The sequence below is a fragment of the Salmonella sp. 32100201201700099SM genome (assembly GCF_017572645.1).
Classification (GTDB): Bacteria; Pseudomonadota; Gammaproteobacteria; order Enterobacterales; family Enterobacteriaceae; genus Salmonella; species Salmonella enterica.
In genome coordinates, this window is sequence record NZ_JAGERQ010000014.1 from 77,208 (window position 1) to 102,346 (window position 25,139).

The 25,139-nt window shown below is 51.9% G+C and carries 22 protein-coding genes and 6 pseudogenes; 2 read left to right on the plus strand and 26 right to left on the minus strand.

Annotation, left to right across the window (positions count from 1 at the left end):
• Nucleotides 1-290 precede the first annotated feature (290 nt).
• Together J4685_RS20125 and J4685_RS22795 are read right to left on the minus strand one after the other, a co-directional pair.
• A pseudogene (locus J4685_RS20125) lies at nucleotides 291-864 on the minus strand (integrase core domain-containing protein); the annotation flags it as partial.
• Nucleotides 798-995 carry a transposase gene (locus J4685_RS22795; RefSeq protein WP_001224041.1) on the minus strand — a complete coding sequence of 66 codons (198 nt, stop codon included), beginning with the start codon at nucleotides 993-995 and terminating at the stop codon, nucleotides 798-800. The gene J4685_RS22795 and the pseudogene J4685_RS20125, both read right to left, overlap by 67 nt.
• A gap of 52 nt (nucleotides 996-1,047) precedes the next feature.
• On the opposite strand from J4685_RS22795, the gene J4685_RS20130 reads away from it, so the two are divergent.
• On the plus strand, nucleotides 1,048-1,362 hold the full coding sequence (locus tag J4685_RS20130; RefSeq protein WP_011233128.1) for a SymE family type I addiction module toxin: 315 nt from the start codon (nucleotides 1,048-1,050) through the stop codon (nucleotides 1,360-1,362).
• A gap of 66 nt (nucleotides 1,363-1,428) precedes the next feature.
• Here J4685_RS20130 and J4685_RS20135 read toward each other — a convergent pair whose 3' ends face one another.
• Both J4685_RS20135 and J4685_RS22800 read right to left on the minus strand, forming a co-directional pair.
• Complete coding sequence (locus tag J4685_RS20135) at nucleotides 1,429-1,707, minus strand: hypothetical protein (protein WP_077905025.1); 279 nt, start codon at nucleotides 1,705-1,707, stop codon at nucleotides 1,429-1,431.
• Nucleotides 1,708-1,837: 130 nt separating this feature from the next.
• A pseudogene (locus J4685_RS22800) lies at nucleotides 1,838-2,010 on the minus strand (RHS repeat-associated core domain-containing protein); the annotation flags it as partial.
• 136 nt (nucleotides 2,011-2,146) lie between these two features.
• Here J4685_RS22800 and J4685_RS20140 point away from each other — a divergent pair.
• Nucleotides 2,147-2,404, plus strand: a complete 258-nt coding sequence (locus J4685_RS20140) for a SymE family type I addiction module toxin (RefSeq protein ID WP_000994226.1) — start codon at nucleotides 2,147-2,149, stop codon at nucleotides 2,402-2,404.
• A 90-nt stretch (nucleotides 2,405-2,494) separates the two neighbouring features.
• On the opposite strand, the gene J4685_RS20145 is transcribed toward J4685_RS20140, so the two are convergent.
• From J4685_RS20145 to J4685_RS20250, 22 genes and pseudogenes are all read right to left on the minus strand, one after another.
• A complete protein-coding gene (locus J4685_RS20145; protein ID WP_000739708.1) occupies nucleotides 2,495-2,872 on the minus strand; it encodes an Imm8 family immunity protein in 378 nt (125 codons plus the stop codon).
• A 340-nt stretch (nucleotides 2,873-3,212) separates the two neighbouring features.
• Nucleotides 3,213-3,356: pseudogene (locus J4685_RS20150) on the minus strand (RHS repeat-associated core domain-containing protein); the annotation flags it as partial.
• Nucleotides 3,357-3,525: 169 nt separating this feature from the next.
• Entirely contained in the window at nucleotides 3,526-3,864 is a 339-nt protein-coding gene (locus J4685_RS20155; RefSeq protein WP_000357802.1) for a hypothetical protein, read from the minus strand.
• Between the two features lie 266 nt (nucleotides 3,865-4,130).
• Complete coding sequence (locus J4685_RS20160; protein ID WP_001220174.1) at nucleotides 4,131-4,442, minus strand: hypothetical protein; 312 nt, start codon at nucleotides 4,440-4,442, stop codon at nucleotides 4,131-4,133.
• Nucleotides 4,443-4,461: 19 nt separating this feature from the next.
• On the minus strand, nucleotides 4,462-9,174 hold the full coding sequence (locus tag J4685_RS20165) for an RHS repeat-associated core domain-containing protein (protein WP_000503223.1): 4,713 nt from the start codon (nucleotides 9,172-9,174) through the stop codon (nucleotides 4,462-4,464).
• Between the two features lie 15 nt (nucleotides 9,175-9,189).
• A pseudogene (locus J4685_RS20170) lies at nucleotides 9,190-9,648 on the minus strand (DcrB-related protein).
• Nucleotides 9,649-9,707: 59 nt separating this feature from the next.
• The gene (locus tag J4685_RS20175) at nucleotides 9,708-11,954 is read right to left on the minus strand and encodes a type VI secretion system Vgr family protein (RefSeq protein WP_000011511.1); all 2,247 of its coding nucleotides are present in this window, start codon (nucleotides 11,952-11,954) and stop codon (nucleotides 9,708-9,710) included.
• Between the two features lie 31 nt (nucleotides 11,955-11,985).
• Nucleotides 11,986-12,435 (minus strand): hypothetical protein, encoded by a 450-nt coding sequence (locus J4685_RS20180; RefSeq protein WP_023211698.1) that lies wholly within the window; start codon nucleotides 12,433-12,435, stop codon nucleotides 11,986-11,988.
• A gap of 13 nt (nucleotides 12,436-12,448) precedes the next feature.
• Complete coding sequence (locus tag J4685_RS20185; protein WP_000043960.1) at nucleotides 12,449-13,150, minus strand: hypothetical protein; 702 nt, start codon at nucleotides 13,148-13,150, stop codon at nucleotides 12,449-12,451.
• Nucleotides 13,151-13,160: 10 nt separating this feature from the next.
• Nucleotides 13,161-13,268, minus strand: a pseudogene (locus J4685_RS20190) (cytoplasmic protein); the annotation flags it as partial.
• A gap of 8 nt (nucleotides 13,269-13,276) precedes the next feature.
• Nucleotides 13,277-13,738 carry a hypothetical protein gene (locus tag J4685_RS20195; RefSeq protein ID WP_011233131.1) on the minus strand — a complete coding sequence of 154 codons (462 nt, stop codon included), beginning with the start codon at nucleotides 13,736-13,738 and terminating at the stop codon, nucleotides 13,277-13,279.
• Entirely contained in the window at nucleotides 13,723-14,193 is a 471-nt protein-coding gene (locus tag J4685_RS20200; RefSeq protein ID WP_000501516.1) for a glucosaminidase domain-containing protein, read from the minus strand. Before J4685_RS20200 ends, J4685_RS20195 begins: the two co-directional genes overlap by 16 nt.
• A 103-nt stretch (nucleotides 14,194-14,296) precedes the next feature.
• Complete coding sequence (locus J4685_RS20205; protein ID WP_000491749.1) at nucleotides 14,297-14,770, minus strand: hypothetical protein; 474 nt, start codon at nucleotides 14,768-14,770, stop codon at nucleotides 14,297-14,299.
• A pseudogene (locus tag J4685_RS22695) lies at nucleotides 14,755-15,224 on the minus strand (glucosaminidase domain-containing protein). Before J4685_RS22695 ends, J4685_RS20205 begins: the two are co-directional and overlap by 16 nt.
• Before the next feature lie 42 nt (nucleotides 15,225-15,266).
• Nucleotides 15,267-16,034, minus strand: coding sequence for a TagF domain-containing protein (locus J4685_RS20215; RefSeq protein ID WP_001254136.1), 768 nt, complete (start codon nucleotides 16,032-16,034; stop codon nucleotides 15,267-15,269).
• Nucleotides 16,034-19,894, minus strand: a complete 3,861-nt coding sequence (icmF, locus tag J4685_RS20220) for a Type VI secretion protein IcmF (RefSeq protein ID WP_001168952.1) — start codon at nucleotides 19,892-19,894, stop codon at nucleotides 16,034-16,036. The genes J4685_RS20215 and icmF overlap by 1 nt, the downstream gene beginning before the upstream one ends.
• 33 nt (nucleotides 19,895-19,927) lie before the next feature.
• Nucleotides 19,928-20,359 carry a Shiga-like toxin A subunit SciR gene (sciR, locus tag J4685_RS20225; RefSeq protein ID WP_011233132.1) on the minus strand — a complete coding sequence of 144 codons (432 nt, stop codon included), beginning with the start codon at nucleotides 20,357-20,359 and terminating at the stop codon, nucleotides 19,928-19,930.
• A gap of 201 nt (nucleotides 20,360-20,560) precedes the next feature.
• Nucleotides 20,561-21,334, minus strand: a complete 774-nt coding sequence (locus J4685_RS20230) for a Rap1a/Tai family immunity protein (RefSeq protein ID WP_000592733.1) — start codon at nucleotides 21,332-21,334, stop codon at nucleotides 20,561-20,563.
• A gap of 4 nt (nucleotides 21,335-21,338) precedes the next feature.
• Nucleotides 21,339-22,643: a type VI secretion system protein TssL, long form gene (gene tssL / locus J4685_RS20235; RefSeq protein ID WP_000132483.1), complete on the minus strand. Its 1,305-nt coding sequence runs from the start codon at nucleotides 22,641-22,643 to the stop codon at nucleotides 21,339-21,341.
• Nucleotides 22,640-23,983 (minus strand): type VI secretion system baseplate subunit TssK, encoded by a 1,344-nt coding sequence (gene tssK / locus J4685_RS20240; RefSeq protein ID WP_000118732.1) that lies wholly within the window; start codon nucleotides 23,981-23,983, stop codon nucleotides 22,640-22,642. The genes tssL and tssK overlap by 4 nt, the downstream gene beginning before the upstream one ends.
• Nucleotides 23,984-23,986: 3 nt before the next feature.
• Entirely contained in the window at nucleotides 23,987-24,523 is a 537-nt protein-coding gene (gene tssJ / locus J4685_RS20245) for a type VI secretion system lipoprotein TssJ (RefSeq protein ID WP_011233133.1), read from the minus strand.
• 67 nt (nucleotides 24,524-24,590) lie between these two features.
• A complete protein-coding gene (locus tag J4685_RS20250; protein WP_000119446.1) occupies nucleotides 24,591-25,076 on the minus strand; it encodes an Hcp family type VI secretion system effector in 486 nt (161 codons plus the stop codon).
• Between the last annotated feature and the right edge of the window lie 63 nt (nucleotides 25,077-25,139).

The window sequence follows — 25,139 nt, forward strand, 5'->3', positions numbered from 1 at the left end:
CTTGTTTTCCGAAACGGAAAAGCAATTATAACGCTCCAACGAGAGTCTCAACACTAAGAGCTGACTGACACAGGCCAGACTGATTATACAGGCATGAAAAAGCTCTCCCCTTCCTTTCAGTTCTTGCTGGATTATGCAAACGTCGCACCACCTCCCCGTGAACATGGCACATTAATTTGAAGCAACTCTCATCCGGTATCGCTTTTCAGTGCAGCGAAATTCATCGCAGGTGCCCCTGTAAATAGACCCGTTTTAGTTCCATGCATTTTTAAGATTCCGGCCAGATAACGTTATTGGCGGTATTCCTCCGGTATCATATTGTTCCGCGATTCATGTGGACGTTCGCAGTTATATTCTGATAACCCTTTATCCGTAATTTCCCGCACCTCATTCAGCGTTCTGAACAGATAAGAATTGAGTATTTCTGTACGGTATGTCCGGTTAAAACGCTCGATGAAAACGTTTTTCTTCGGCTTACCCGGCTGGATAAACGCCAGCTTTACTACATGTTTCTTTGCCCATTCAGCCAGTGCCAGCGAGATAAATTCCGGTCCCTTATCCATACGCAGCATGGCCGGATAACCGCGGTTGCTGTAATCCTGTCGAGTACACGGACCACTCGCAGAGCTGGCAGATTCAGATCGATTTCAATCGACAACGCTTCACGATTACAGTCATCAACAACATTGAACGTGCGAAAACGACGCCCACAGACCAGCTCTGGTTCAGCGCTTCCGGCGTGACCAGTGGCGAGGGATTGCGTACCGGCAGCCGTTGTTTACCCTTACGGCGAAAATTCAGCTTGAGCAGACAGTAAATACGGTGGAGCCTTTTGTGATTCCACGCGTATCCCTGCCGCCGTATCCAGACTTCCAGTTGTCCCTGGTGGCTTCAGAAATACCGGCCTCCCGGTAGACATCTTTAACAGTCCGTCCGGATTCGACTGATCTAATCACAGCGATGATCTGGTGCGCAGTAAAACGGGCTTTACGCACAGCGATCTCCTGCGTTGGCAGATTGATTATGTCGGATGATCTCTAAATGTGAATGGCTCGATTATGCGGGATACTTACATATTCACGCGTTGAGAGACTTTCAGTTCGTTTGTACGGTGAATGGATGCCGCAGGCGGGGTTTATTAACGGGATGCCCGTCAAGGTGCGGGTAATGAGGGATTGCATCGTGATTACGCCGCAGCATACCCACGGACTCTTTGGCTGTATTGAAGGGATGGGCGTGACTTTTATTAATCAAAAGAAGGTGAAAGCGTGGCTAAAAACCTTTCCGGAGGCGCTGAACGATACCGGGGATATTCCGGTGATTAAACGTAAAAGAACGGAACAGGAGTTAATGAGTAATTGATAATAAAAAGCCGGAAAAAGATAACCCCTCCGGCTTTTACATATTATCCATCCGGCTCCAGATGTTTTATTTCAATCCTTTTGGTTTTATTTCTGGATGTTTTTCATATAATGGATTCATTATTTTAATAAGCATTTCACCCATGATAAAACCAACCGCTTCTCGATATACCTTAAATTCATCCTCATCACAACGGGACTGAACAACAGCAACAGATTCATCAAGTTTCTTACCAAATCTCAACATTAAATCACTAATCAATATAGCTGTATCCTTATCGTTAACCATACTTATTCCTGTAGTAAAAACATCAATAGCCTTGATTTCCTTTACATTCGTTAACACAATTCCAGCAAGCAAATCCGTTACTTTTTGTAGGTAAAGACATAAATGAGCATTCACTAACGCAATTATTTTCAACCATTTTTCATCTTAATAACTTGCCAGGATCATCTCTATCAGTACCACAAGTAATAAGACCAAGAAGATCACTATCTGTAATAGGATTCAGAGGATAATAATATCGGTCCATCCCCCTTTCAGCCCTATTGGGTCCTGACTGACGAACCAGCCACACTCCGGTACATAATATCTGAACAGATTTTAATGCAGGCCCGTTTCATCGTCAAAATACGGCCCCGGCAGCCGGCTGCTCATCACCGGCCGGGGCTGGCCGGGGAGAGGGAGGCGCGGTGCCAGGATGTCGCGCCCATACTCACTCACCCTGAGCTCCACAATCAGCCAGCATCCGGCGGATAAATAAGAATTTATTTAGTCAGCAAATATGAATGCCTCCGGCGTCAGCGTCCGCCATATCAACAGCGAAACCTGCATGACCGCCTGTTACTCACAAATCCCCAGCCAGCACCTTAAGGGTGACTGGCAGGAAGAAGCGGGATTTGAGACCGGGCGCAGCGTCACCGTGAAGATTTCACAGGAGTGTATTGTGCTGATGGCGGACAGTAACGAGGAACAGAAGCTGCGCGAACAGCTTTACAAGGCTGAACAGGTGGTTAAGGGGATGCGGGACGTGATTGTTTAGTGGACTGAACGGGGGTTAATAAAAAAACCGGGAAGAGTTAATTTCTTTCCCGGCTTTATATTACTACTAATCTCTCACAAAATTAACTATCTATTTTTCGTAATGATAATCTTCATATTCCCATGAAAAATAGCGTTGTAATACAAGACAAGATTCGTCCCAATTTTCTCTTGTACATTTTTTTAGAATATTTTCGATTACTTTCCTAAGTAAATAATAATCAAAATAATCAATTACAATAACTCTGTTATCAGATATGAGAAAATTCTTTGATCGCTTTCTCAAGGCTTCTGGAGTGGCAACTTTCACATAGAAATAGTTGCTTCCTTTTTCACCATCATTCATCCCAAGGCATAAATCAACAGCCACATATGTATCTTCAAGAGAAGCAGGCTCCCACTCACTAAGTGGATCGAACATTGTTGAAGACATATCGTATAAAATAAGTTGTGGTTTATTTTTTTTCATGGCCGAAAATTCTCCACGTCTAAATGAACATTGGCAATAACATCACCATCCCCATTTTTGGTTTCAAAATTCACTTGCTTTCCAGTCTTCGACCATGGACGACCGTTAACACGATCAAATCCCCTTTTATCAGCAGGGAATCTGAATGTCCTCAAACCATCTTCTGGCACAAGTCCCTTACCACTGGACATAACCTATAATTAGGACCTACAAATGCTTCCCCTAATCTGAAAGCATCATTCTGTGATACAACGCCAGTAATTCCCCGATTACCACCTGCGGCGGTCTGATTTCTAATTCGTTTAAGCTTATTCTTAAACTACTGGTTTGTTAACTTGCAGGTTAAACCAAGAGGATCGATCCAGCTTAATGGATTCGGCGCATACTGATAAAGATTTATCCCACCCCGGATCGAAATAGGATCTGGCTGTGAGAATAATCCATAGCCCGAGTCGTAGCACCTGAACAGATTGTAGTGCAATCCAAAATTGCAAGATCAAGCATCAATCCTGAAAATATAATAAGAAATTATTATATTCCCAGTCGCTGGGTATTATGGAATATCTCGTAGCATTCCTTATTTAAATTCCATATCATTATATTTTTTTCACTTTCCATATCCTTTGTGCAGCTAAAAAAGACAATCACTTAAGTTAGGAAGAATATTCTATAGCTTGCTCCCACGAATATATCCTATGCGAACTAAGTTTTATAGATTCATCTTGGTTCATTATTTCAATAAAATAATATCCCTTATTATAATCTCTTTTTTCTATTCGATCTTCGGATCTTGCCGACCGTATAGCAATGACACAATCATCTAATAAATAAAGTTTCTTCTTTAAAACTGCTTCATCCCTATTCCATGGATTTATACTGGCCAGTTCTTCTGATTCATTAAGTTCTCTCACTACCGTATACCAAATAGCTTCAGTGCCACTTGACTTTGCATTCACTCTATCAGACTCGGCTCTAAATATAATTTTATCCATATCATGTCAAAATACAGGGTCATTATTCATACTTTCAATTAAGGCATCATTGGCTCTTTTAAATTGAACAGCATCGCTTTAACACCTATTTAACGGATCAACAAAATGATCAAATAATATATTATACTCACCATTATTATATCTATTTCACACCCCTAATGGGTCGAGCCAAGAAAGGGAATCAGGCGCATACTGAAACAGAACTTAAATAATAAATGAGCCGGGAAAATTTAACACTTACCGGCTCTTTTCAGGAGAGCCAAGGATTAATCCATAAAGTCATCTTCTTCCAGATAATAAATCACTGCTTCTAAAAGTTCATCTCTATTGGAATTGGGATGATGATTAAGTCTATTATCAATAATGTCACAAAATGTTGGAGATTCTAAAAATGTTCTAATCTTATCATTTTCTGCCATATCAAAAGACTCATCACGATTTTCAGCGAGATAATAATCTTTATTTAAAATATCCATTTTAGATTTTAAATTAAATTCCTTATCCACATATAGCCAGCCAACATCCGGCAATGTCTTAACTTCAGATAATAAACTATCAAACCCTTTAATTATTCTCATTGAATATCTCCAATTGTGGTTAACGACATCCAGTACCTCCCCCCCATTTCTTACGCCCACCTGAACCATCAGGGTGATAAATCTTGTGGTAAGTTTTATGATCCAAGCGATCAACTAAACTTAATACCCCAGGTTTATTTTCGTGATGCCACGTCAAACCTGGAGGTGATTCCGTACTGAATTTTCCGCCTGAACTTGGTTGTACATGCTCAACAACACCCGGATACTTAGTTTGCATTTCTCGTCTGAACGCAGGATCATTTTTCATCCGTTCATAAATAGCCTGATTTCCACGGCTAAAATGTTCCGCATCTGATAATCCATATTCAGTAATATCTAGATTGTGTTCATGAAATACATGATATTTGCCAAGTTCACGTTGACCTTCACCGTTATATAAGCCAAGTGGATCTATCCATTTAATCGGATTAGGCGCATACTGATAAAGATTTATCCCGCCCCGGATCGAAATAGGGTCGCCCGATATAAACTTCCCGATATCCGGATCATAAAATCTGTACAAATTGTAATGCAGCCCCGTTTCCCTGTCCAGATATTGCCCCTGGAAACGCAGGTTCTGCTGTACGGGCCGGGTTTCTTTTTCATGCGTCAGGTTCCCCCATACCTGATAGCCCGCTTCCCAGACAATATTGCCCCTGCCGTCCGTCATCTCCTCCGGCGCGCCGTTTACGTCCGTGTGGTAATACAGCACCTCATCCGCTTCGCCCGGCGCCGCCCTGTCCACCCGCGCCAGCGGCTCGTGGCTCCCCTGGTCGCTGTAGATATACAGGCTGCTGCTTCTTCCCAGCCTGCACTCCTGCGCCAGCCGCATTCCGTCCCATAAAAACGTCGTCCGGTTATACGGCTTTCCTTCCGCATCCAGCTCGTGCTTCTCCACCCGCCTGCCCGGCGCGTCGTACACGTACCCGTAACGCCGTACGGTGCTCCCCCGGATGACCGCCACTTCCGTCAGCCGGTGCTCCGCGTCCCAGCGGTAGTGCTGCGTGCCGTTGCGGCCCCGCTTTTCCACCACCCGGCCATATTCATCGTAACGGTAATGCAGCCCACGGTATGACGTTATCCGGTTGAACGGCACCACGCTGCCTGCACCCGCCTGCGCGGTCTCTCCCTGCCGCCTGTCCAGCAGGTTCGCCGCCGCGTCGTACTGCCAGCTGTCCAGGTATGCCTCATTCCGGCACGCCGTGATGCGCCCCGTCGTGTCGTAAAAATAATCCGTCACCCCCTGCCGGCTGTGCCGCTTTTTCAGCAACTCGTCCTGGCCACTATACGCATATTCCCGGTCAATAAACGTCTCCGGCACCACACCGCGCATTCCTTTACAGGTCGGTTTCCGCGTTAACCGGCCCGTCCGGTCGTACATCCGCCGCGTGTCCAGCCGCCCCTGGCTCCGCTGCACCTCACGGTGCAGGTGGTCGCGCGTGAACTCGCTGATGACATCACGCCCCAGGTTGATTTGCTGGAGATGGCCGCTCCCGTAGTACAGGTACCGCAGCGTCCGCCCGTCCGGCATCTGCGTTTCTGTGCGGTTGCCCTGAACATCGTACCGGTGCTGCAGCACGCCCTGCGCCGTCTCCTCGCTCAGCAGGTTACCCGCACTGTCGTAGCTGAACCGGATAACTTCCGGCTCTCCGCCTTCCGCCGCATCATGCCGCCTGCGGCGGATTTCCAGCAGACGGTCCGCCGCGTCGTACCGGTATTCCGTGCGCGTCTCCGGCGTGGTTTTCGCCGTCAGCCTCCCCGCCGCATCACGCTCCAGACCGTGACGGATTTCTCCCCCGCGCTCCCCGCCGTATATCACCGCCGTCACCGCATTCAGCGCGTTATACCCGTATGCCCGGCGGCTGCCGCCGGGGTCCGTCTGTTCCGTCAACCGGTCCAGAACATCGTACCGGAACCGGTAGCTTTCCCCGTTCTCGTTCGTGAGCGTGGTCAGCCGCCCGTAAGCGTCGTACTCATACGCCGTCCTGCGACCCGTCGCATCCGTCTGCCTGCGCACCCGCCCCTGGCCGTCCCGCTGCCAGCGTGTTATCTGCCCCGCCGGGCTGGTGTATTTCACCAGCCGTCCCGCCGCATCCGGCTGGTAACGCTCCGTACGCCCGTCCGCGAACATGACCTCCGTCAGATGTCCGTTGCCGTCATAGCTGTAACGCGTACTGTTACTCTCCGCGTCCGTCACCCTTTCCAGCCGCGTGCGTTCATCATAAAACCATGCCGTCTGCGAGCCAGAACAGTCCGTGTGGCGCATAAGCTGCCCGTCTTCGTTCCACTGCAGGTATTTATCTCCGCCCCGCGCGTCGGTTATCCGCACCACCTGACCGTGCCGGTCGTACCCGTATACCGTGCGCTGGTGCAGCGGGTCGCTGACCGCCTGCAGGTTGCCCCGCTCATCATACTCATAACGCCACGCCGCCCCCGCGGCATCCACCTCCGTTTCCGGCTGGTGCCACACCGGATGCCACTGCGTCTGCTCAACCCGGCCCAGCGGGTCATGCGTCTCCGTCAGGTGGCCGAGACGGTCATAGACATAACGCCATTTGCCGCCCTGCGCGTCCGTCATCCCCAGCAGTAACCGCTCTTCATCGCTCCAGCGGAAAGTGGTCATCTGCCCGGCCTCGTCCCGGTACGCCGTCACCAGGCCCTGCGCATCCCACCAGTGGCAGCGCGTACGCCCCAGGCTATCCGTCACGCACAGCGAGCGTTCTGCCAGATTCCAGTCCAGACGGTACTGCTCGCCGCTGTCCGTATGATGGCCCGTCACCCGCCACGCCGCATCGTCCGGGCCTTCAAACCACGCCCAGGTGTAGTAATACCGTTCGCCGCCCGGCTCCCGGTGCATCGTCATGCAGTCGTTGTCGTCGTACGCAAACTCGCGCTGATACTGACCTGCGTTGTCCACCACCCCGTTCAGCCGTCCCGCCTCATCGTAGCGGTAACGCCGCAGCAGCTCCGGCTCCCCTTGCGGGTGATGGCGGAAGATGCGCGTCACGCGCTGCGGGTGCGCTGCCAGCTCATAGTGCAGCCGGATGCAGGGGCGCTGCCGATCGCCGCTGATTTCCACCAGACGCCCGTGGTTGTCGTAGGTCAGGTGCTGGCAGTTACTGTTGCGGTCGCCCAGCATTTTCAGCCGCCGACGCTGTGGGCTGAACGGGTCCGCTTCAAACAGCCTGTACACGCCGTCATCACTGCTGATAAGCCAGTGGCCCTGTTCGCTGCGCCGCACTGCCAGCCCCTCGCCGGGGCTGTAAAAACCGCTCCCCGGCTCCACCGCCTGCAGGTCAATTCGCCGTCCCATTGGGGATACATACGTCATGCAGTTTTCATCCGGGTTGTCCTGCGTACGCTCCAGGCACACTTCATACAGCACGCTCCAGCCCCGCCCGAACATCCCCTCCGTCCGTTCATCACGGCTGCTGTAGGTCCGCTGCCACTCCAGCGGGAAGTGGCCGGGCAGACTGAAATCAACGTCATCATCGCCTGCCAGGTACTTGGCTCCGGTGGCGGCGTTTACCGGGCGGTTCAGCGCACTCCCCGCCTTCTGAACCATCATGTTAATGCCCAATCCCATCATAAAGCAGGCACTTTTAGCTAACGCCCGTCCGGGCTGCATGAACGTCAGCGCAATGGTGGTCACCAGGGTTATTTGTGACTTACCCCTTTTGATATCCCGTACCACCAGAAGCGGCCCGCCGATACGTACATCACCGGATACATGTACGCCGTTCTCAGGCTCATCCACCACTTTTGCCTCGCAGGTACAGCGTACCCCGCTGCGCGCCGCAGGCTGGCTGTTGATACGCACATCCCGCGTCCCTTCGGCGATATATTCTGCTGCGGGCGGCTCATCGTCACCTTTGAACAGGTTCGACACGCTGCCGATAAGCGCGCTTGCCGCCTGAAAACCGGTTTCCAGCACATCTAAAGGGTTCATCGCCCCCAGTACCGTCCCCACCGGGTCATCCATCAGCGCCTGCAGTTTCTGCGCCATAAACTGGGTGAATGAAGAGGGATGTTTGTGGCAGTCGATTTTATCATCCTGTTTCGGGTCAGACCCCGAATATGCCGTCGCCACCGTGGGCTGCCACATCTCTGAAATAAAGTGGCCCGTGTCGGAAAGCATATCGCCCGCCTCCGCCAGAGCATCATTTCCCAGCGAGGCCCATCCTTCCGCTGATCCCATCCGGCTCACCACGGAAACGACGCCCTTAGCCATATTCTCTGCCCGGCCTTTTACTGCATCCAGATATTCCCCGGCCACATCCCACATTGATTTGGCGTCCTGCCTGCGTTTTTCTTCTTCTGCCTCTGCCTGCGCCTGCGCATCCAGGGTTTCTACATCATGGCGTGATAATGCCGTTGCCGCCGCCCGCGCCGCCCGTTTGCTGTTAATCCGGGTATCGCCTGAGCCGGTCAGGATATATCCCTCAATTTTCGGCGGAAAAAGGCTGTTGGCTATGTCTTCACAGGCTTTACTGATTTTCTCCCCGGCGCCACTCAGCAACATCGTCGCGCCGACCACGGTCCCCACAAGTAATACGGCGCTGCATCCCAGCGTTGCCACTGTAGCCCCCGTCGCCAGCGCCACAACAGCCAGTGCCGCAAAATCAATAGCCGCATTGATGGCGAGTTCCAGCGCACTGCCCACCAGATCTGCCAGAAAGGACGTATGCAGCAGCGCGTCGCCTTCCCTTGCCGCCCAGAATGCTTCTCCCATACCACACTCCCTGTGTTATTGTCCGGTTGCCGTGTTTTCCGGATCCAACCTGAAACGCAGATTCTTTTTGATATCCGCCCAGCGCACCCTATCCGCTTCGGTTAACGCTGTTGAGCGGGCATAGGTCAGGGCCATCATTACCCGGCTGCTCTGTAGCACAAATACCGCCTGGTACTGATATACATGCTCATTACCCCGGATGAACTGACTCTGTATTTCCAGCCCTTCCATTTTCCCGTCAATACCCAGCCGGACAACCTGTGCTGGCGTATAACGCAGTTCCTTAACCTGCTTTTCCAGTTTTTTCATCTGTTGTTCAACCTGGGACGCCAGCTCATCACCGTCCTGCATTTTGCCGCGGCTGATAATCAGCGCCGCATCCGGATCGCTCAGGCGGATCATATTGGGGGTGCTGTCCTAGGATATATTACCGGAGAAACTCAAGATGGCTTCGTTGATATAATAGTTCGTCATGATTATATAAAATCCTTTTTGGTCTGAAAGTGTTGATAAGTCCGGCACTAAAATAAAAACTATTCTTTGGGTGGGAAAGTTTCCTTAATTACTGCTGCCATTGCTGTTTTTTCTGACTCACCAAATGTTCCCACTTTGGGTTCTCTTTTATCCATATTTAAATCCAGCTGCCCTTTTATAGTATTAATCTGACCATCGGCATCTGTTGCAGTAATATTGAACGTTTTACAGGTTACGTAAAATTCCCCCTTACTGCTCATGTACAGAACGGTGTCACCACAACTCAGAGTAATAGAATCACCCGCTGCCAGATATAACTCTTTTACCGTCTGAATGGTTTTATTTCCTCCGGCCAGAGAGGTATCGTCATACTGAACTTTATGGTCGCGGACAGCACCAATAGTGGCTATTTCTGACTGATCAATGACCTTAACCCGATTATTCCCCACCCAGTGACTTTCATTATTATTAACTTCAATACGCTGATCTTTTTCAGCATGTAGCCAGACCTCTTCACTACCGGGTTTATCTTCAAAACGCAGGGCGTTGGCATTGGTCGGTCCGCCGCCGATAGTGTGGCTGTATATCCCGCTCTGTGTTGCCGCGCCCGGCAGTCCCCACGGCGGCATGGTGTCCTGGTTGTAGGTACGCCCCACGATGATCGGCAGATCCGGATCGCCGTTTTTGAAATCCACCAGCACTTCCTGGCCGATACGCGGGATCTGGATCATCCCGAAGCCTTTGCCCGCCCACGGGTAGCTGACGCGTATCCAGCAGGAGCTGTTTTCATCCATTTTGCCGTAGCGATCCCAGCCAAACTGTACCTTTACCCGCCCGTACTGATCCGTCCAGATTTCCTGGCCCGCCGGGCCGGTGACGATGGCGCTCTGCGGCCCTTTGGTGTGGGGTTTGCTGATGGTTCGCTGCGGGCGGTACACCTCGCGGGTGGGGTGCAGTTCAAAACGGGTGGAAAAGGTAAAGTGCTGGTTCTGCCCGCTGTGCTGCGCGTTGTCCTGCACAAACAGCAAGGTCTGCATCAGCAGGTATTCCTGATTGACTTCGGCAGTGGGATAGTTTTCCAGCGTGAAGGTATAACCGGTCATGAGTGTGCGGATATTCCCTCCCCCCAGCACCCGACTGCCGGGGCTGCGCTGCGCTTCCATACGAATGCGCGTCAGCATCTCGCCTTCACTCTTGTCGAAGTAGTCTCCCGGCCACTCATAATGCTCGTAGGTGGCATGACCGGTTTCACGCGGGTTTGCCACGGTGTTTGCCAGCAATGAACGTGGCTTCGTAAAATCGAAATCATCCAGCACCCACTGGCCAGTCCGCAGACTCTCGTTTGCCGTGATAGTGTGGATAAACTCCTTGTCCAGCTTCAGCCCTTCCTGGTGCCACTCGACCAGCGGCGAGTCCGGACATGCTTTGTGGGCGCTGATGGCATCCGCCAGCACCAGCGTGTGGCTGTCCTCGCTGTGCTCAAACCACCAGTAGATGCCCCACTCCTGCATCAGTCGCTGAAGAAAATCAAAATCAGTTTCACCGTACTGCACCTGCCAGGTGCGTACCGGGTAGCTTTCCACCAGCCGCTTTTCCACCGGGTAGGGATATTCCGCCAGAACCTCATCCAGAATATCCACCACGGTTTTATTCTGGAATGCTTTGTAGTCGCTGGTATGGGTCAGCAGTTTCAGCCACGGCTCCATACGCAGCTCATAGGTAACCGAACGCCCTTCATGGCCCACCACCCGCGCCGCCGTGACCAGCCCGCTGATATGTCGTTTACCGCCACCATCCAGTTCGATGTTGACGCACAGATCTTTGCCCACCATCGGTTTGAGCGGCAGGTTGGCCGCCGGGGAGACATAGCCCAGATTCAGGGTGTCGGGCGTTTTTAGCTGTACCACATAAGTAAACAAGGTTCCCAGTGCTTCCGAGCCATTAAGGCTGGCAAACAACAACATCTGCGGCGGCACGGCACTGCCGCTTACCGTAACGTTATGCACTCCCGGTCCGGAGATAAGGGATGACATTACGTCCTGTGCGGCACCAGCTATATCCGATATCCCTGCCGCCACAGCGGTAGCCTGCGCTGCTGCCACTGCTGCTTTTACCAGTCCTGATGGTTCCGGTAAGTCGCCAAACAACGATTCCACTGCCTGTTCTGCCATTTGTTCGGCTGCGTCAGTAACACTGGCTACGACGGCATCTGAACTAACACCCTTATTTTCTCCGACAATTGGCGGCGTAGTGATAGCTGGCCGATCGCTCCCGACAGTTTTATTACCCGTGGATACAAAACTCATAATGGATCCTTCTGAGGAATGTAGTCATCTGCTAATAACAAATTTCTTTTTCAAGCTGAACACTATTTTCTGTATAGTTAACTGAAAGATAAAACGATGATGACTGATTTATCGAACAACGACTCTCCCATACAATTTCATTCTTATTGAGAATGCGCTTATGTAATTTATACCCCAGCTCTGAGAGATATCTTTTCAAAGGCTCCACATCTGTCCCCTCACTAAATACTATGGAGTTTGAAAGTGGATAACCATCACCTGGATGGTATTCAAAATAATATTTCTCAGATACTTTAGGACTATTTAATATGTCAGGATCAGTAAGCATGTGGTATTTTAAAAAGTCATTTTCCGTATAAACTCCACCATCATTCATTCCTGATGAAATCATATATATAAAAATACAAGCGATAAAAAGCATAGAAAATACGGCAAGGATAAACCATAAAAAAAGACGTCTGAAAATTCTCATCCCTTGCATGTTTATATACATCCTATATGGGTAAAAAAGAAAATGATGTTCCATCATTAGTTATGATTCTTATCTTACCCGATGTAAAATCACTCCACGGTTGGATCCATGTCATAAAATGTGGCAAATTTACCTTATAAGGTTTATGTTTGACACAGGGATCCTTCGGATCAGGAAACAGAATGGGTCGAAACCCATCATTTTTAAAACTGCCAACAGGTCCGTAAAAATCCCAGCGACTAACCGCATCATTATAACTGACGGGACGAACCAAACTACTGTATTTCCCCGGGATCATAAAACGATAAAAACCAAAAAGATCTGAAACCAAATCTTCACCACTAAATCCACTATCTGTATGCCATGAAAATGCTTTCAAGCTTTGATACGCCTCAAACTTCAATGCTGTATTCATCATCATCGCCAGCATGATGCTATTAATTTCATCCTGAGTACGTCCTCTTTGGATTTCCCAGCGAGTGAATTTTCCTGTCCCCATTTCCTGCCTCAGTGTTTTACTTCTGATTCGCATATTCTGTTTATATATCACTGAGTAATATTTATTACCGGAGCTTTCACCCGCATCAAATTGCTGTTTTAGCAGGGAAATATCGTCACCACCGGCATGTCCCATATCAAGCCAACCCAACACTTCGGTATATACAATGCCAAATTTGAGTTCATCAAGCTTCTGATTACCTTTAATTTCTTCACGTTTACTCATATAAAATCCTTTACCTGTTTTCCCCCACCAGTCGCAGCGCATCCACATACCGCCCTTCACTGTTCTGCTACCAGAACCAGCCTTGCCCTGGCAGGTAACGTATGCCTGGTAGATCCAACTATCCCGCTATTCATCTGTACAGCCCAGCCCTCGCCGTTGCACCACTTCACTGGCAAATGTCGCGCCAGTTTTTTTCATTATTTCTTGTTGTATTTTTTGCAACTGCGGAAATATAACTCTCTCACATTTATTTATTTCCCATATATCACCAGTTTGAGAACTTACTGAAAACAGTCCCCAATAATCTATTGCTCCGGCAGTCGGTGTATCATAGCCAAGGCTAAAATCATAATATCCTGGATGGGGAGGATTTCCGTGTTTATCCTGCAAATCACCGTCAACAAAAACGCCATCCAGCGATAAATCATATTTTTGATATTTAAGTGCAATAATGAGTAGTTTTTCTGCCTGTGCTTTCGTCATTCCACCGCGATTTATATCTGACAAATTAAATTCAGATACAACCACTTGGGCATAACAGACCTCAGATATAAAGAGAAAAAAAACAAGCATTATTTTACGGGGCATGCCATTCTCCGGCCGACCATAATAATTATTCCAGCAGTTATCCTGGCGTAATTATCCGTACCACCAGTAATATGAGATCCTGAATTAAACCCAGCAGCTACCAGAGCTTCAGAGAAGGCCAGAGCATCTTTTTTCCCCCGAACAGCGTCACCATACTTGACAGCAAAAGATCGCGCACAAACTGAAAACGAAGAAAAAATAGCCACCCAAGTTTTGTTACTATCCTTTGGATGAACCCGACCTGACTGAAATGATGCAGGAGCCTGGAGAGAAAAGTAATTATTATATTCCCTGGCAATACGACCTGTACCATATTGACTTTCGGCAGCAGCAAGACCCAGTATATTCTCTACCGGTACGTCAAGCTCTTTTGCAATTATCTCACAAACCTTCATGTGCTCATGGACAAATCTTACCGCACCCACGTTATTACACGCTTTATCATAAGCACCCATTTCTTCATTCCTTAGCAGATGTTTTTAAAACCACCATGTTCATTATTTCTCCGCCAGCCTTGCTCTGACAAGTAACGTATGCCCGATAGCTCCAACTACCCCGCTATTCATCTGTACAGCCCAGCCCCCGGCGCTGTACCACTTCACTGGCAAATGTCGCGCCAGTTTTTTTCATTATTTCTTGTTGTATTTTTTGTAGCGCCGGAAATGATATTCTCTCACATGAATATTCTTCCCAGACATCTCCTGTTTTCGGACTGACGGAGAATAATCCCCAGATATCCGTAGCACCGGCAGAAGGAGAGTCATAGCCCACACCAAAGCTATAATATCCAGAATGAAATGGTTTACCCTGATCATTTTTTAAAGCCTCGTCCATAAAAACGCCAGGCAATGTAATATTATATTTTTTATTTTTTAATGATAAAACCAATAATGCCTGAGCCTGTGTCTCGGTAAGCCCTTCCTGATTTAATTTAGTCAAATCAAACACCGGGATATTTGATACAAGAACCTGGGCATAACTGCTCACGGATAAAATAGTAAACAAAAGCAATGACACTATTTTACTGAACATGCCATTCTCCGCTTAACCATACCAATCATAGCCACCAGTTCACTGGCGTATCCGGTATGCCCTCCATTACTACTTTTACCTGAATTAAATCGTGACTCAATCAATGCTTGTGCAAATTGTTTAGGGTCCTTTATCTTTCTGACTGCACTACCAAACCTGATGGCGAATGATTTCGCGCAATTTAAAAAAGACGTATAGGTGGCAACCCACACGTCGTGACTTCCCTGAGGATGAACTTTACTCAACTGCAATGGTGCCGGACCATGCATTGAAAAAAATTATTATATTCAGTTGCAATCCTTCCCTGCCCATAACGACTTTCCTTTGCTGCAACCGCCAGTATAAATTCCACTGGCACTTCAAGTTGATTAGCGATTATCTCACAATCATTCTTATATTTTTGAATAAACCTTACCGCCTCTGTGTTATTACACGCTTTATCATAATTACCCATTTCTTCATTCCTTAGCAGGTGTTTTTAAAACCACCATGTTCATTATTTCTCCGCCAGTCGCAGCGCATCCACATACCGCCCTTCACTGTTTTGCTGCCAGAACCAGCCTTGCCCCGGTGTTGCCTGCCCCAGCGTCTTACCCGGCCAGCCCGGCCACGGCAGATAACGCACGCCCGGCAGTTCTACTACCGGTGCTTCATCCGGCAGCCCGGTCAGTTCCCGGCTGCGCTGCGATGTTCGTCGTAACCCGCGCAGCCACTGCGCCCACCACGGCCCCGGCTGCCACATCGCCCATAGCTGGTCCACCTGCTCCGTTAGCCGCCCGCGCCGCATCGTGTCCGGCGTGATATGCTGCGCCGCCAGCCTCGCCAGCCAGTACAGCCAGCCCTGCGTCTCCTGCAAACTCTCGTCCAGCCACTCCCGACCGCAACGCTGGTAAATCACCAGCGGCCACGGGCGTCCCACGCTATCCCGTGACGCCATCAGCACTCCGGTCAGCCAGTCAGTCGTCCCACCCATCGGCAAAAATCCCGGCGACATCACAAAGCTCCACGGCAGCGGATGGTGTTCCGGCGCGGGCATATCATGTTCGCCACGCGGCGACAGGTGCATCCAGCCGTCACGCTCTTCATCGGTCGTCTGGCCTCCCGGCAACACGATATGCCGCCCGCTGCCCACCCACGTCTGGCGGTTCAGCCAGTCCTGCCATATTCGTCCCTCTTCAGCGCCCACTCGCCAGCGCACATAGTCGCGCTGGTCCGGCAGCCTGCCGAACATCGCCGGGGCTGATACCACCGCTGGCCGGCGCATTACAACGCCCTCGCCGGACAACTGAAGTTCTGCAACAGCTCCCGGCTGACCGGGTTAAAATCCCGCCCGGCGGTGATTTCCAGCACCACCCGGCGACCGTCAAAATCATATTCCACCAGTTGACGCCCCCGCACCGCCGTTTCCTGTACCATTCCGGCGTCCAGCAGATGAAACAGCGCCCACGGCCCGCCGGTCAGTAGCGTTGAGGTGTCCTGGCGAATACGCGGGCTGGCGGTGATTTCCGCCATCGAGCCGTTGCGCGGTCCCGGCCACGTCACTTTCAGGGGCCGGTCCGGACCATGGGCGTAGCGCAGCACCTGGCCGTCGATATCAATCACCAGTTCCGTGATGGCCGGGTCCATATCCACCACGCTAATCTGCATCGACCAGGAAAATTTTTTCCCGCCCTCGCTGTTAAAAAACACGCTGCGGATCTGCTTCGCCTGCTGAAACGGCGTTAAATCCGGCCCCTGCAATGTCATGTTGCCTTCGGTCGGTTTGTAGCGCCACGGGTCGCTGGCGGTGTCCGCCAGCGGAGCCAGTTGTTTGCTCCAGAAAGCATCCAGTACGCCGCCGCTGGCGAAGATGCGGTTAAAGTCCTCGGCGCTGACCTCCTGCGGGCTGTCGGCGAACGGATAGCGCCCGTCGATGGCGTCACGGCAGTCGTCGCCCATCATCGCCTCCATCTGGGTGTTCAGCACATCGCCGGTCCCGGCGTTGATTTTGCGCGTTCCCTGCTTCGTCAGATCCAGCAGGATGTTTTTCAGCGGCGCGGGCAGTTTCGCCGCCTCCAGTTGCAACTTGTCTGCGGCAGTAATGCGCGCTGGCAACGTCCCCGCCGCCAGCGCGCTATCAGCAATGGTCAGTTGGGTGTAATACTCGTTGAGCATGGTCAGCAGCGAAGCGATCTGCATCGTCCCACCGCCGCTCTGTCCGCCGTCCGTCCGCCCGGCAATGACCTCGCGCAGCGCGGCGAAACGATCATCCACCAGCGTTTTTTCCAGCCGTTCTTCCGGGTGAATATCCTGGAACAGTTTTGCCGTCTGTACCACTTTCCCCGCGTTACCGGACGCGCGCTGCGCCAGCTGTTTCTGTCTGGCCTGCGGGTCCGGCGGCGGCGCCAGCGTGGTCTGCTCCACCACCGCTTTTCCCAGCCGCATCAGCGGTGAGTCCGGTGACGCCAGGGTGCGCAGCACCTGTAAATCATAGGCCAGGCCGGAACTGCCCTCTTCCCCGGCACTGTTAATACTATGGATACTGTCCAGAAAATCCTGCCAGCGGCGGGCATATTCTGTCAGGTACAAACGGCGGACTTCGCGGGCGACAGACTGCTCCTGCCCCGGTATCTGGCTGCGCAGGCTGTCAGTCAGCTTTTTTGGCGTACTCTCCCGGCCCATCACCCAGCCATCGTTCGCCGTCGCCGCCGCCACAAATTCCGGTAATCGTTTGTCGAACAGCTCCCGGTAACCTTCACGGGTAAAAATACCCGGCACGCCCCGATCCAGCGGCGCGCCGTTGCTACGCACAAACACCGTTCCCGCATCCGCGCCCACAGCGCGTACCAGCGTGAACTCCTGCGGCGCTTCGCTCTCCATCGCCGCCAGCGCCCGCGCATAGATACGCTCGGTACTGGTGTGACCGTCGAGGAATGCCCGCGCCTGGCGGATCAGCGCCTCATCTTTCTCATACGGTGAATGCACCACCCGGCTGCCGTCAAACAGCGCTTCGATATGCGTCAGCACGGCGGCGCGCCCGCCGAACCCGGCCACGCTGTCGCTGTTCCCCAGATCGTTAATCACCCACGACTGGATCTCCGCCGCGTTGTATTTATCTTCGTGATCTTTATCCAGATTCAGTAGCAGATAGATGCGCAGGGCATCGTAGGCCGCTTTACTGTCCTGACGGGCAATGGCGTCCGCCAGCACATACTCCATCCGTTTCACCAGCGGCGGCAGCAGCAGTTGATCCAGCAGGCGGTTGTACAGCGACGCCACGCTGTCGGTTACCGGCGGTACGCTGTACAGGCCGTAGCGCCAGGTCAGCGGCGGCGCGTCCGGGTCCAGTTCCGGCCAGGCGGACAGTTCCCTTGCGCTGTCCAGCAGTGCCGGGACGGGAGCCATCGCCGGTTTACCGGTGTAGGCTTTCACCTCGCCGTCCAGCCGGGTCGCGCGGGCGCTGATTTCATTCAGATAGTCGCCGTTGGTCTGCTGGCTGGTCTGCATCCCCTGCCACAACAGGAATGCCAGCACCAGTACCAGCAGGTGCCCGCCGAGGCGCAGCAGGCGGTAACGCCAGGCCCACTGGAGGTTTGGCTCCACCAGGTGCGCTTCACGGAAAATAAACTGTGTTAGCAGATCATGCAGAAAGTAGCTGCGGTTGCCGTCCGGCAGAGCGTGTGGGAGAGAGGCGGATGATTCGCCACGGGCGGTTTTTATCGCCCGGACAAAGCGCTGCCAGATACTCAACTGGTCGGCCACGGCGTCGGCCTGCGCCTGCGCGGCACTGGTGAAAAACACCCCGCGCAGCGTGTTATTCAGTTGCGTGGCATCGAATTTTGAATCGAGGAAGATCTGTTCAATAGCCTCCAGCAACGGCTCGCCGAGGGCGGCGAACTCACGCGGGAAGGTATACAGCCGCTGGCGGCTTTTAAGGTCGTACTCTTCCTGTAACCGGGTATCCAGTCCCTGATCCAGCCGCAGCGTCAGGCGCGCCAGCTCCTGCGCGCAGGCGGCGTGCAGCGCCTGCGGGTCGCCCGCTTTTCGCCTGCGGCTGTACGGCAACGTAAAGCCCCAGATTTGTGCGCGAAGATGGCTGGTCAGCGTGCGAAAATATTCGCTGAACCCCGGCAACAAATCCATTTTGGTGACCACCAGATAGACCGGAAAGCGAATCCCCAGGGTCTCGCGCAGTTCTGCCAGTCGCGCCCGCAGAGCGGCGCAGGCCGCCAGGCGTTCCGCCGGTGACTGTGCGGTTAAATCCGCCACGTTTAGCGTCAGGATCACGCCGTTAAGCGGCGCGCCGGGGCGATGTTTACGCAGCAGACCGAGAAAGCCCTGCCACTCTCCGGCGTTACGCTGCGCGGCGCTCGCTTCACCACCGTCATCGTGGCGGGCGTAGCGTCCGGCGGTATCAATCAACACCGCTTCGTTGGTAAACCACCAGTCGCAGTGTAGCGTGCCGCCACCCGGTACTGTCAGGATGCGCGAAGTCTGCTCCATTTGCTCCGCCAGCGGGAACTGCAATCCGGTGTTCAGCAGGGCCGTGGTTTTGCCGTCGCCGGGACTGCCGACCACCATGAACCACGGCAGCTCATACAGAAAGCGTTTACCCTCGAAGATTTTACGCCAGCCAGGCATATCCACCCGCAGCTGCCGGATGGCCTGCGTGACAATATGGTTGACGGTGCGCAGGTCGGCTTTGATCTCGCCTGCCACCGGTACCTCTTCCCCGCGCGGATGCAGGAAGCGACGCAGCAGTTGTTCATCCATACGCAGCGCACGCCACAGCCGGTACAGGCCGTACAGCGCATACACCAACAGGATGAAACCAATTAATGTCAGGCGGACCCACAGCGGCGCAAACGGATGGACATCGCCCAGGGCCAGCAGCGGTGTGACGAAGCCAATCGCCAGGCACAGGACACTGATGCCGATGATACTCATCGACCAGTTGACCAGCCACAGTACCAGCAACATCAGCAACAGGGCAATGGTCACCACCCGGCTGCCCACGGAGGCCAGCGGGCGCAGGGTATCAAATGACACCAGCGGCCCGACAAACCAGACCAGCAGCGCCAGAACCAGAACGCCCACAATCGCCAGCGCGCGCCGGGAAAAAAGCAGACTAAGAAATTTTTGCATTATATTTCGACTCGCCACCCAATAATCAATATTTTAAAATTCCCTGGATAAAGTAATATAACCATTAAATCTTACAGAACACTCATCAGCATTCATGAAGCTGGATGCAATGAAAATATCTTTTTCTTTATCTTTGTTAATATAGGTATATTTTGCCACGATAGATTTAACCTGATTTTCATAGTAACTATCGAAATAGGATTTTTTATCTAATATTGCCACTTTATTTTTGGCCTTATCTTTTTCGTAATCCATCCTGGCCAGAGATTCTGCATAGACCTTAGATACAAGTGAGATATCAAGAATCTCTACCTTTGTTTTATCCTTTATAATAGTAGCGACATCTATATTCAGGTCATTTTTTATGGCATCAAATAATGATGACTCCATTGATGCTCCAACCGTAGCACACCCATAATCGTGCGCATAAGAAATGGCAGGAATACCCACCAACAGACAGACCATTATCTTAAACATATCAATCCCTTACTACCAAGACTTTACCACCAATACTTATCTGAACTGGCAGCGATAACATTATCACAGGGTATACCTGTCATACTTCAGGCTGCATGTGCGTTGGCTTTCCTCGCTCACCCCAGTCACGAACTAATGTACGTTCCTGGGGATTCATTCCCTTGCCGCCTTGATGCAACTTGAATGATTTTATATCTTACAGGGATACTCTATTAATTTATTTATGATAAGCTCAGCCGCGCGAGAATTAAGTTCTTTATGTGTTTTATTTTTAAGAAAAACATAGACAATTTCATTTAATGTTAGCGTCTTAAATAAATCGTATCCACACCATAGTTTTTTCTCCGTTGCATCCTCCACGCCAAGCAGATAGATACCCGCCCTGAGTTTATCCAGTTGATTACCAGATACCCAAAATTTAAAAAAGTCATTACCTGAAAGATTAAGCGCATCCGGCGTCAGGGATAACACAGGAGATGACCGGGAAGCAATTTTTACGGAGGGTTCAGTCCCCTGACAGGGGAAATTTTTAACTAATGCTTCCTCTATCAGCACCGAAGCTCTTGCATCAGGCTTTTTCACAGAGTACCGATCAAGCCAGGCCAGCACAGTATGGTTTATTGTTATACTGTCAACCTGACCATATCCACACCACGTCTTACCTTCTGTGGCATCCGCTACCCCCAACACATACATCAGTGTATTATCTTTTTCCTGTAAGTTATCACTGGCATAAAACCCCAGAAAATCCCGTATACTGAGGTTGACATTATCGGGGGAAATTAATCCTGCGTTAATCAGGGACCCGGCAAAAACGCCACCGGGTAATAAACAACATAAAATGATCAAAAAAACACGGATAGATCGTTTTATGTGATATGTCGCTGAGATCCGATAATAATCCCCCGTCACGCCACATATTGCCGAATGATGAGACACATCATAGGTCGATTTTTTTATCATTCATTCACTCCACTACCAGAATTTCCACCCGACGGTTTTTCGCCCGCCCGGCTTTACTGCCGTTATCCGCCACCGGCACCGTATCGCCCTTGCCGACGATATGTACCCGTCCGGCAGGTACGCCGCCGGAGGTCAGCAACGCCGCAACTTCCGCCGCCCGTTTTTCCGACAGCACCAGGTTGGATGGGAATTCAGCCGAATGAATGGGCTGGCTGTCAGTGTGACCCGTTACAGTGACTGCGCCGCCCACGCGGGCGATTTCCCGCGCCGCTTTGTTAATCACTGGCCGGATTGCGTCACTCACCGTTTTTTGTCCCGGTACAAACATGGCGTCGCCACGGAAGACCACCCTACTGTGCTGGTCATCTTCGTCCACGGTCAGCAGGCCACGGGCGATTTCGTTTGCCAGCAGGATTTTCAGCCGCAGCTTATGAACCGGCACGGGCGGCGGCGGCAGTTTTATACCAATCGCATCAATATGCTGTTGTACGGTGACGGTCTGCACATCCATCCGGTGGCTGTAAAGGCCAAACAGCGTCAGCATCGCCAACAGGGCTATCCCGGCGCTCAGCCAGACCGGCACCCGGCGCATCCGCCGCAGTCGTCCGCTTATCGCCCCCTGAAAGTCAGGCGAGAGCGCGGGCATGACCGGATCGCGACGCTGTGAAAGCTGTGTCAGCAGTTGCTGACGAATATTGTCCAGTTGCTTACGCCCGTCTGGCTGCACGCTGTAGCGGCCTTCAAATCCCAGCCCCAGCAGGTGGTAGATAACCTCCAGTACGTTGCCATGTTCCTGGAAGCTGGCCGCCAGACGCCCGATGATCTGGAAAAGTTTTATCCCGCCTTCGCTTTCACCATGAAATGTTACCAGCAGGCTTTTTCCGGCCCAGACGCCGCGCCGTCCCCAGGTTGTGTTATTGGCGGCTTCATCAAGCGCCGTACACAGGCAGTAACGTACCGCCAGTACGTGCTCGCGCCGCAGGTTCGCCTGATCGCATAATGTCTGGTACAGATGCATCTCGCGTACCAGCAGATTACGGTAAGGCTCTACCAGGGCCGCATCCAGTTTAGCGGGCATGGCTGCGAGAGCGCACAATAAAGGCCGGGCAGCGGCGAGCAACGGGTTAGCCGCCGCGCTGATTTCAGCCAGCCGGAGTTTGCTGTCCGGACCGTCTTCAACGATGACATTGAGTTCCGTGCGCTGGCTGGTGTGTACCGGCGTTTCATATTCACTGTCCTTATGTTCCGGCGTGGTGGACAAAAAGGACATCATGTCCGCCGCTGGCGGCGTCAGGGTACTGTCTGTCATTTATCGCGCACTCCCCACAGTTCTGTCTCCAGCCCCGGAAATTCCCCGGCGGTATGCATGGCCATCCCGCCGTAACGGGCAATGTGTTCCCACAATGCTCCCTCGCGGCGGATGTCGTAATAGATGTATCCGGCCTGAAACGGGATTTGGCGCGGTGGTACAGGCAGAACCTGCAAAGCCAGCCCCGGCAGATGCGAGCGGATCAGTTCCGGCAGGCGATCGGATGGCCCGATTTTGGTCTGGGCGGCAAAATGTTGCAGTAGCACATCGGTCGGCATTGAAGCCTTTATCGCCAGTACCAGCGTGCTGAAATCGGCAAGATCGGAAGGAGCCACCACCGCATTCAGGATGCCGTAAGTCCCCTCTTTCAGTTCGATGCGCTGCGCGCCCCGGATCAGTACCGCATTCAGCAGGAACTGCACCTCATCAACCAGTGATTTCAACCCGGCATAGGGCGTCAGGTGTTTGTACTCTTTGTATTCAGCGGGCCGTCGCGTTTGTGGACGCACATACGTGGAGAGTTCCCCGGCCAGTTCGGACAGGTAGCGATACAACACTTCCGGGGCCAGCGGGGTTTTCGCCAGGTGAGTCAGCAGCGGCTCAAAGCGATTGAGAATTTGCAGCAGCAGGTAATCGGAGACCTCCGCTGCTTCATGGCCGTGGTTGTCGCTGCCTGTCAGCCGTTCCGCCAGCGAATCGGCCCGCATTCGGATGAGATCGTTGATCCACGACAGCCAGGTACACATCAGCGAACTGGCCTGATAATTAATGATGGGCGGGATCAGGTCGTGGTCGATATCTATCCGCCCGTCAGGGTTTAGCCCGGTGATGCGGGTCAGCGGCAGGCCAATCCAGGCGCCCGTCACCGCTTTTTCCGGCAGCAGCCGCAGGCGCAGGTGACTGAGCTGTAATAACTGCGCGCCACGTCCCAGCGAGTTGGCGTCGCGGATGTCGTGTTCATGTACCGAGAAACGCGCCAGTGATTCCGGGTTATTGTCAAACGTAGTTTCTTCGCTGTTCGGCGCGCGTACCGGTACCGCCAGACAAATCTGCTGGTTCAGGTGCTCCGGCAGGATGGTCAGCGGCGGCGGCAGCGGGGTGTGGTCCGGTGCGTTAAACGGCGTGCCGTCAGGAAAAATCCCTGATGCCTCTTTCAGTATCAGTTTACCGATGTTCAGCGCTTCGCCATCAATATTGTAGTGGCTGAATCCCCAGAAAAAGGGGGTCAGCGGCAGGCTACGGTAATGCATGACATGTTCCAGATAACGCTCTTGCTGCTGAAACATCTGCGGCAGTAAAAATTGTCCTTCACTCCAGACTACGCGGTCATTCCAGCTCATAATTCATTTATCCCGTTCCGTAATTACAATGGCGCTTTGTTCCAGTTCCGCCTCCAACTGCACTTTTCCTTTCCCCGGTATGAAGCTGCTGTACCAGGCTTTTTCCGGGGCTTCCGGGATTTTGTAGGTTACCCGCCAGACCGATTTGGCCAGGTTACGGTATCCGGCCAGTACGCCGATTGCCGTGGTCTGCGCATTCAGCGGGCGACGCAGTTTTTTCTCTTCGCCGGGACGCAAAATAAAGCTGTCGCGACGCACTAAATCGTCGGTAAGGACGGATTTGTCGTTGTCATGGAGCGACCAGTAATCGGCTGTCGTGAAAGCGGCGTCATTTTTTAGTTCATAAACACGTATCTCAATGGGCGCGGCCTTCTTCTGATTGTCAGGATTCACCTTATCGGAGGCTTTCACGCTCAGGTCGAGGCGCTGTGATTCGAGGTCAGGTAACGCATCGCTACTGCCGCATCCGGAAAGCAGGAGCAGTGCAAAAGGCATAGCTACCGCACATAACCACCCAGTGGGGTTACGCCATTTATTCACTGTAAATTCCTTTAAAATCAAAACAATAAAACCAGCCAGACATAACATCTGGCCGGAAAAATAGCCGTTAAATTTCTTTGTTGGCCTTGAAGTCGTAGCCTGCGGTGATGGTGCCGCCGCTGCCACCCTGCTGGTTCTGCACCACGTATTCCTGCTTCACGGTGCTGAAGGAGAGTTCAATTGATTCGCGAGACGCAATTTCCCCTCCCTGGCTTCCGCTGGGCGATACCATTGCAATAATCAGATCTGTGAAAGTGTACTTGAGGTACTCCAGCGGATTGCCGCCAGCCTTACGCATAACCGGAATGGCCTGCGGAATGTGCTTACCGGAAGAGCAGTATTTGAACAGGTTCGGGCTGGCGCGATCGATGTAATGTTCAAATGAAAGATTAGTGACGGAGACCTTACCGGAACCGAGACCGCTACCGGCGTGCATGGTGGATTCCTGATGAATATTCCAGCGCCAGCTCAGTACTTCAATTTCATTTTTGTGTTTGTCACCCATTGACTCGCCGTCGATGCCGTCAATTTTCAGAAAAATGTCATAAGACATATCTACTATCCTTTTAACTACCTAAATTAAGCCCTGATTTATCTGCTTTATTAGGTGAACAGA

Bases quoted from the DNA above. Each gene is read 5' to 3' on its own strand.
- J4685_RS20165 (WP_000503223.1), bottom strand. From the start codon at position 9,174: ATGGGAGAAGCATTCTGGGCGGCAAGGGAAGGCGACGCGCTGCTGCAT.
- tssK (WP_000118732.1), bottom strand. From the start codon at position 23,983: ATGAGCTGGAATGACCGCGTAGTCTGGAGTGAAGGACAATTTTTACTG.
- J4685_RS20130 (WP_011233128.1), top strand. From the start codon at position 1,048: ATGGCTCGATTATGCGGGATACTTACATATTCACGCGTTGAGAGACTT.
- J4685_RS20160 (WP_001220174.1), bottom strand. From the start codon at position 4,442: ATGAGAATAATTAAAGGGTTTGATAGTTTATTATCTGAAGTTAAGACA.
- J4685_RS20205 (WP_000491749.1), bottom strand. From the start codon at position 14,770: ATGTTCAGTAAAATAGTGTCATTGCTTTTGTTTACTATTTTATCCGTG.
- J4685_RS20185 (WP_000043960.1), bottom strand. From the start codon at position 13,150: ATGAGTAAACGTGAAGAAATTAAAGGTAATCAGAAGCTTGATGAACTC.
- icmF (WP_001168952.1), bottom strand. From the start codon at position 19,894: ATGCAAAAATTTCTTAGTCTGCTTTTTTCCCGGCGCGCGCTGGCGATT.
- J4685_RS20200 (WP_000501516.1), bottom strand. From the start codon at position 14,193: ATGGGTGCTTATGATAAAGCGTGTAATAACGTGGGTGCGGTAAGATTT.
- tssL (WP_000132483.1), bottom strand. From the start codon at position 22,643: ATGACAGACAGTACCCTGACGCCGCCAGCGGCGGACATGATGTCCTTT.
- J4685_RS20195 (WP_011233131.1), bottom strand. From the start codon at position 13,738: ATGCCCCGTAAAATAATGCTTGTTTTTTTTCTCTTTATATCTGAGGTC.
- J4685_RS20145 (WP_000739708.1), bottom strand. From the start codon at position 2,872: ATGAAAAAAAATAAACCACAACTTATTTTATACGATATGTCTTCAACA.
- sciR (WP_011233132.1), bottom strand. From the start codon at position 20,359: ATGGTCTGTCTGTTGGTGGGTATTCCTGCCATTTCTTATGCGCACGAT.
- J4685_RS20180 (WP_023211698.1), bottom strand. From the start codon at position 12,435: ATGCAAGGGATGAGAATTTTCAGACGTCTTTTTTTATGGTTTATCCTT.
- J4685_RS20215 (WP_001254136.1), bottom strand. From the start codon at position 16,034: ATGCGCCGGCCAGCGGTGGTATCAGCCCCGGCGATGTTCGGCAGGCTG.
- J4685_RS20155 (WP_000357802.1), bottom strand. From the start codon at position 3,864: ATGGATAAAATTATATTTAGAGCCGAGTCTGATAGAGTGAATGCAAAG.
- J4685_RS20250 (WP_000119446.1), bottom strand. From the start codon at position 25,076: ATGTCTTATGACATTTTTCTGAAAATTGACGGCATCGACGGCGAGTCA.
- J4685_RS20140 (WP_000994226.1), top strand. From the start codon at position 2,147: ATGAATGCCTCCGGCGTCAGCGTCCGCCATATCAACAGCGAAACCTGC.
- J4685_RS20230 (WP_000592733.1), bottom strand. From the start codon at position 21,334: ATGATAAAAAAATCGACCTATGATGTGTCTCATCATTCGGCAATATGT.
- J4685_RS20175 (WP_000011511.1), bottom strand. From the start codon at position 11,954: ATGAGTTTTGTATCCACGGGTAATAAAACTGTCGGGAGCGATCGGCCA.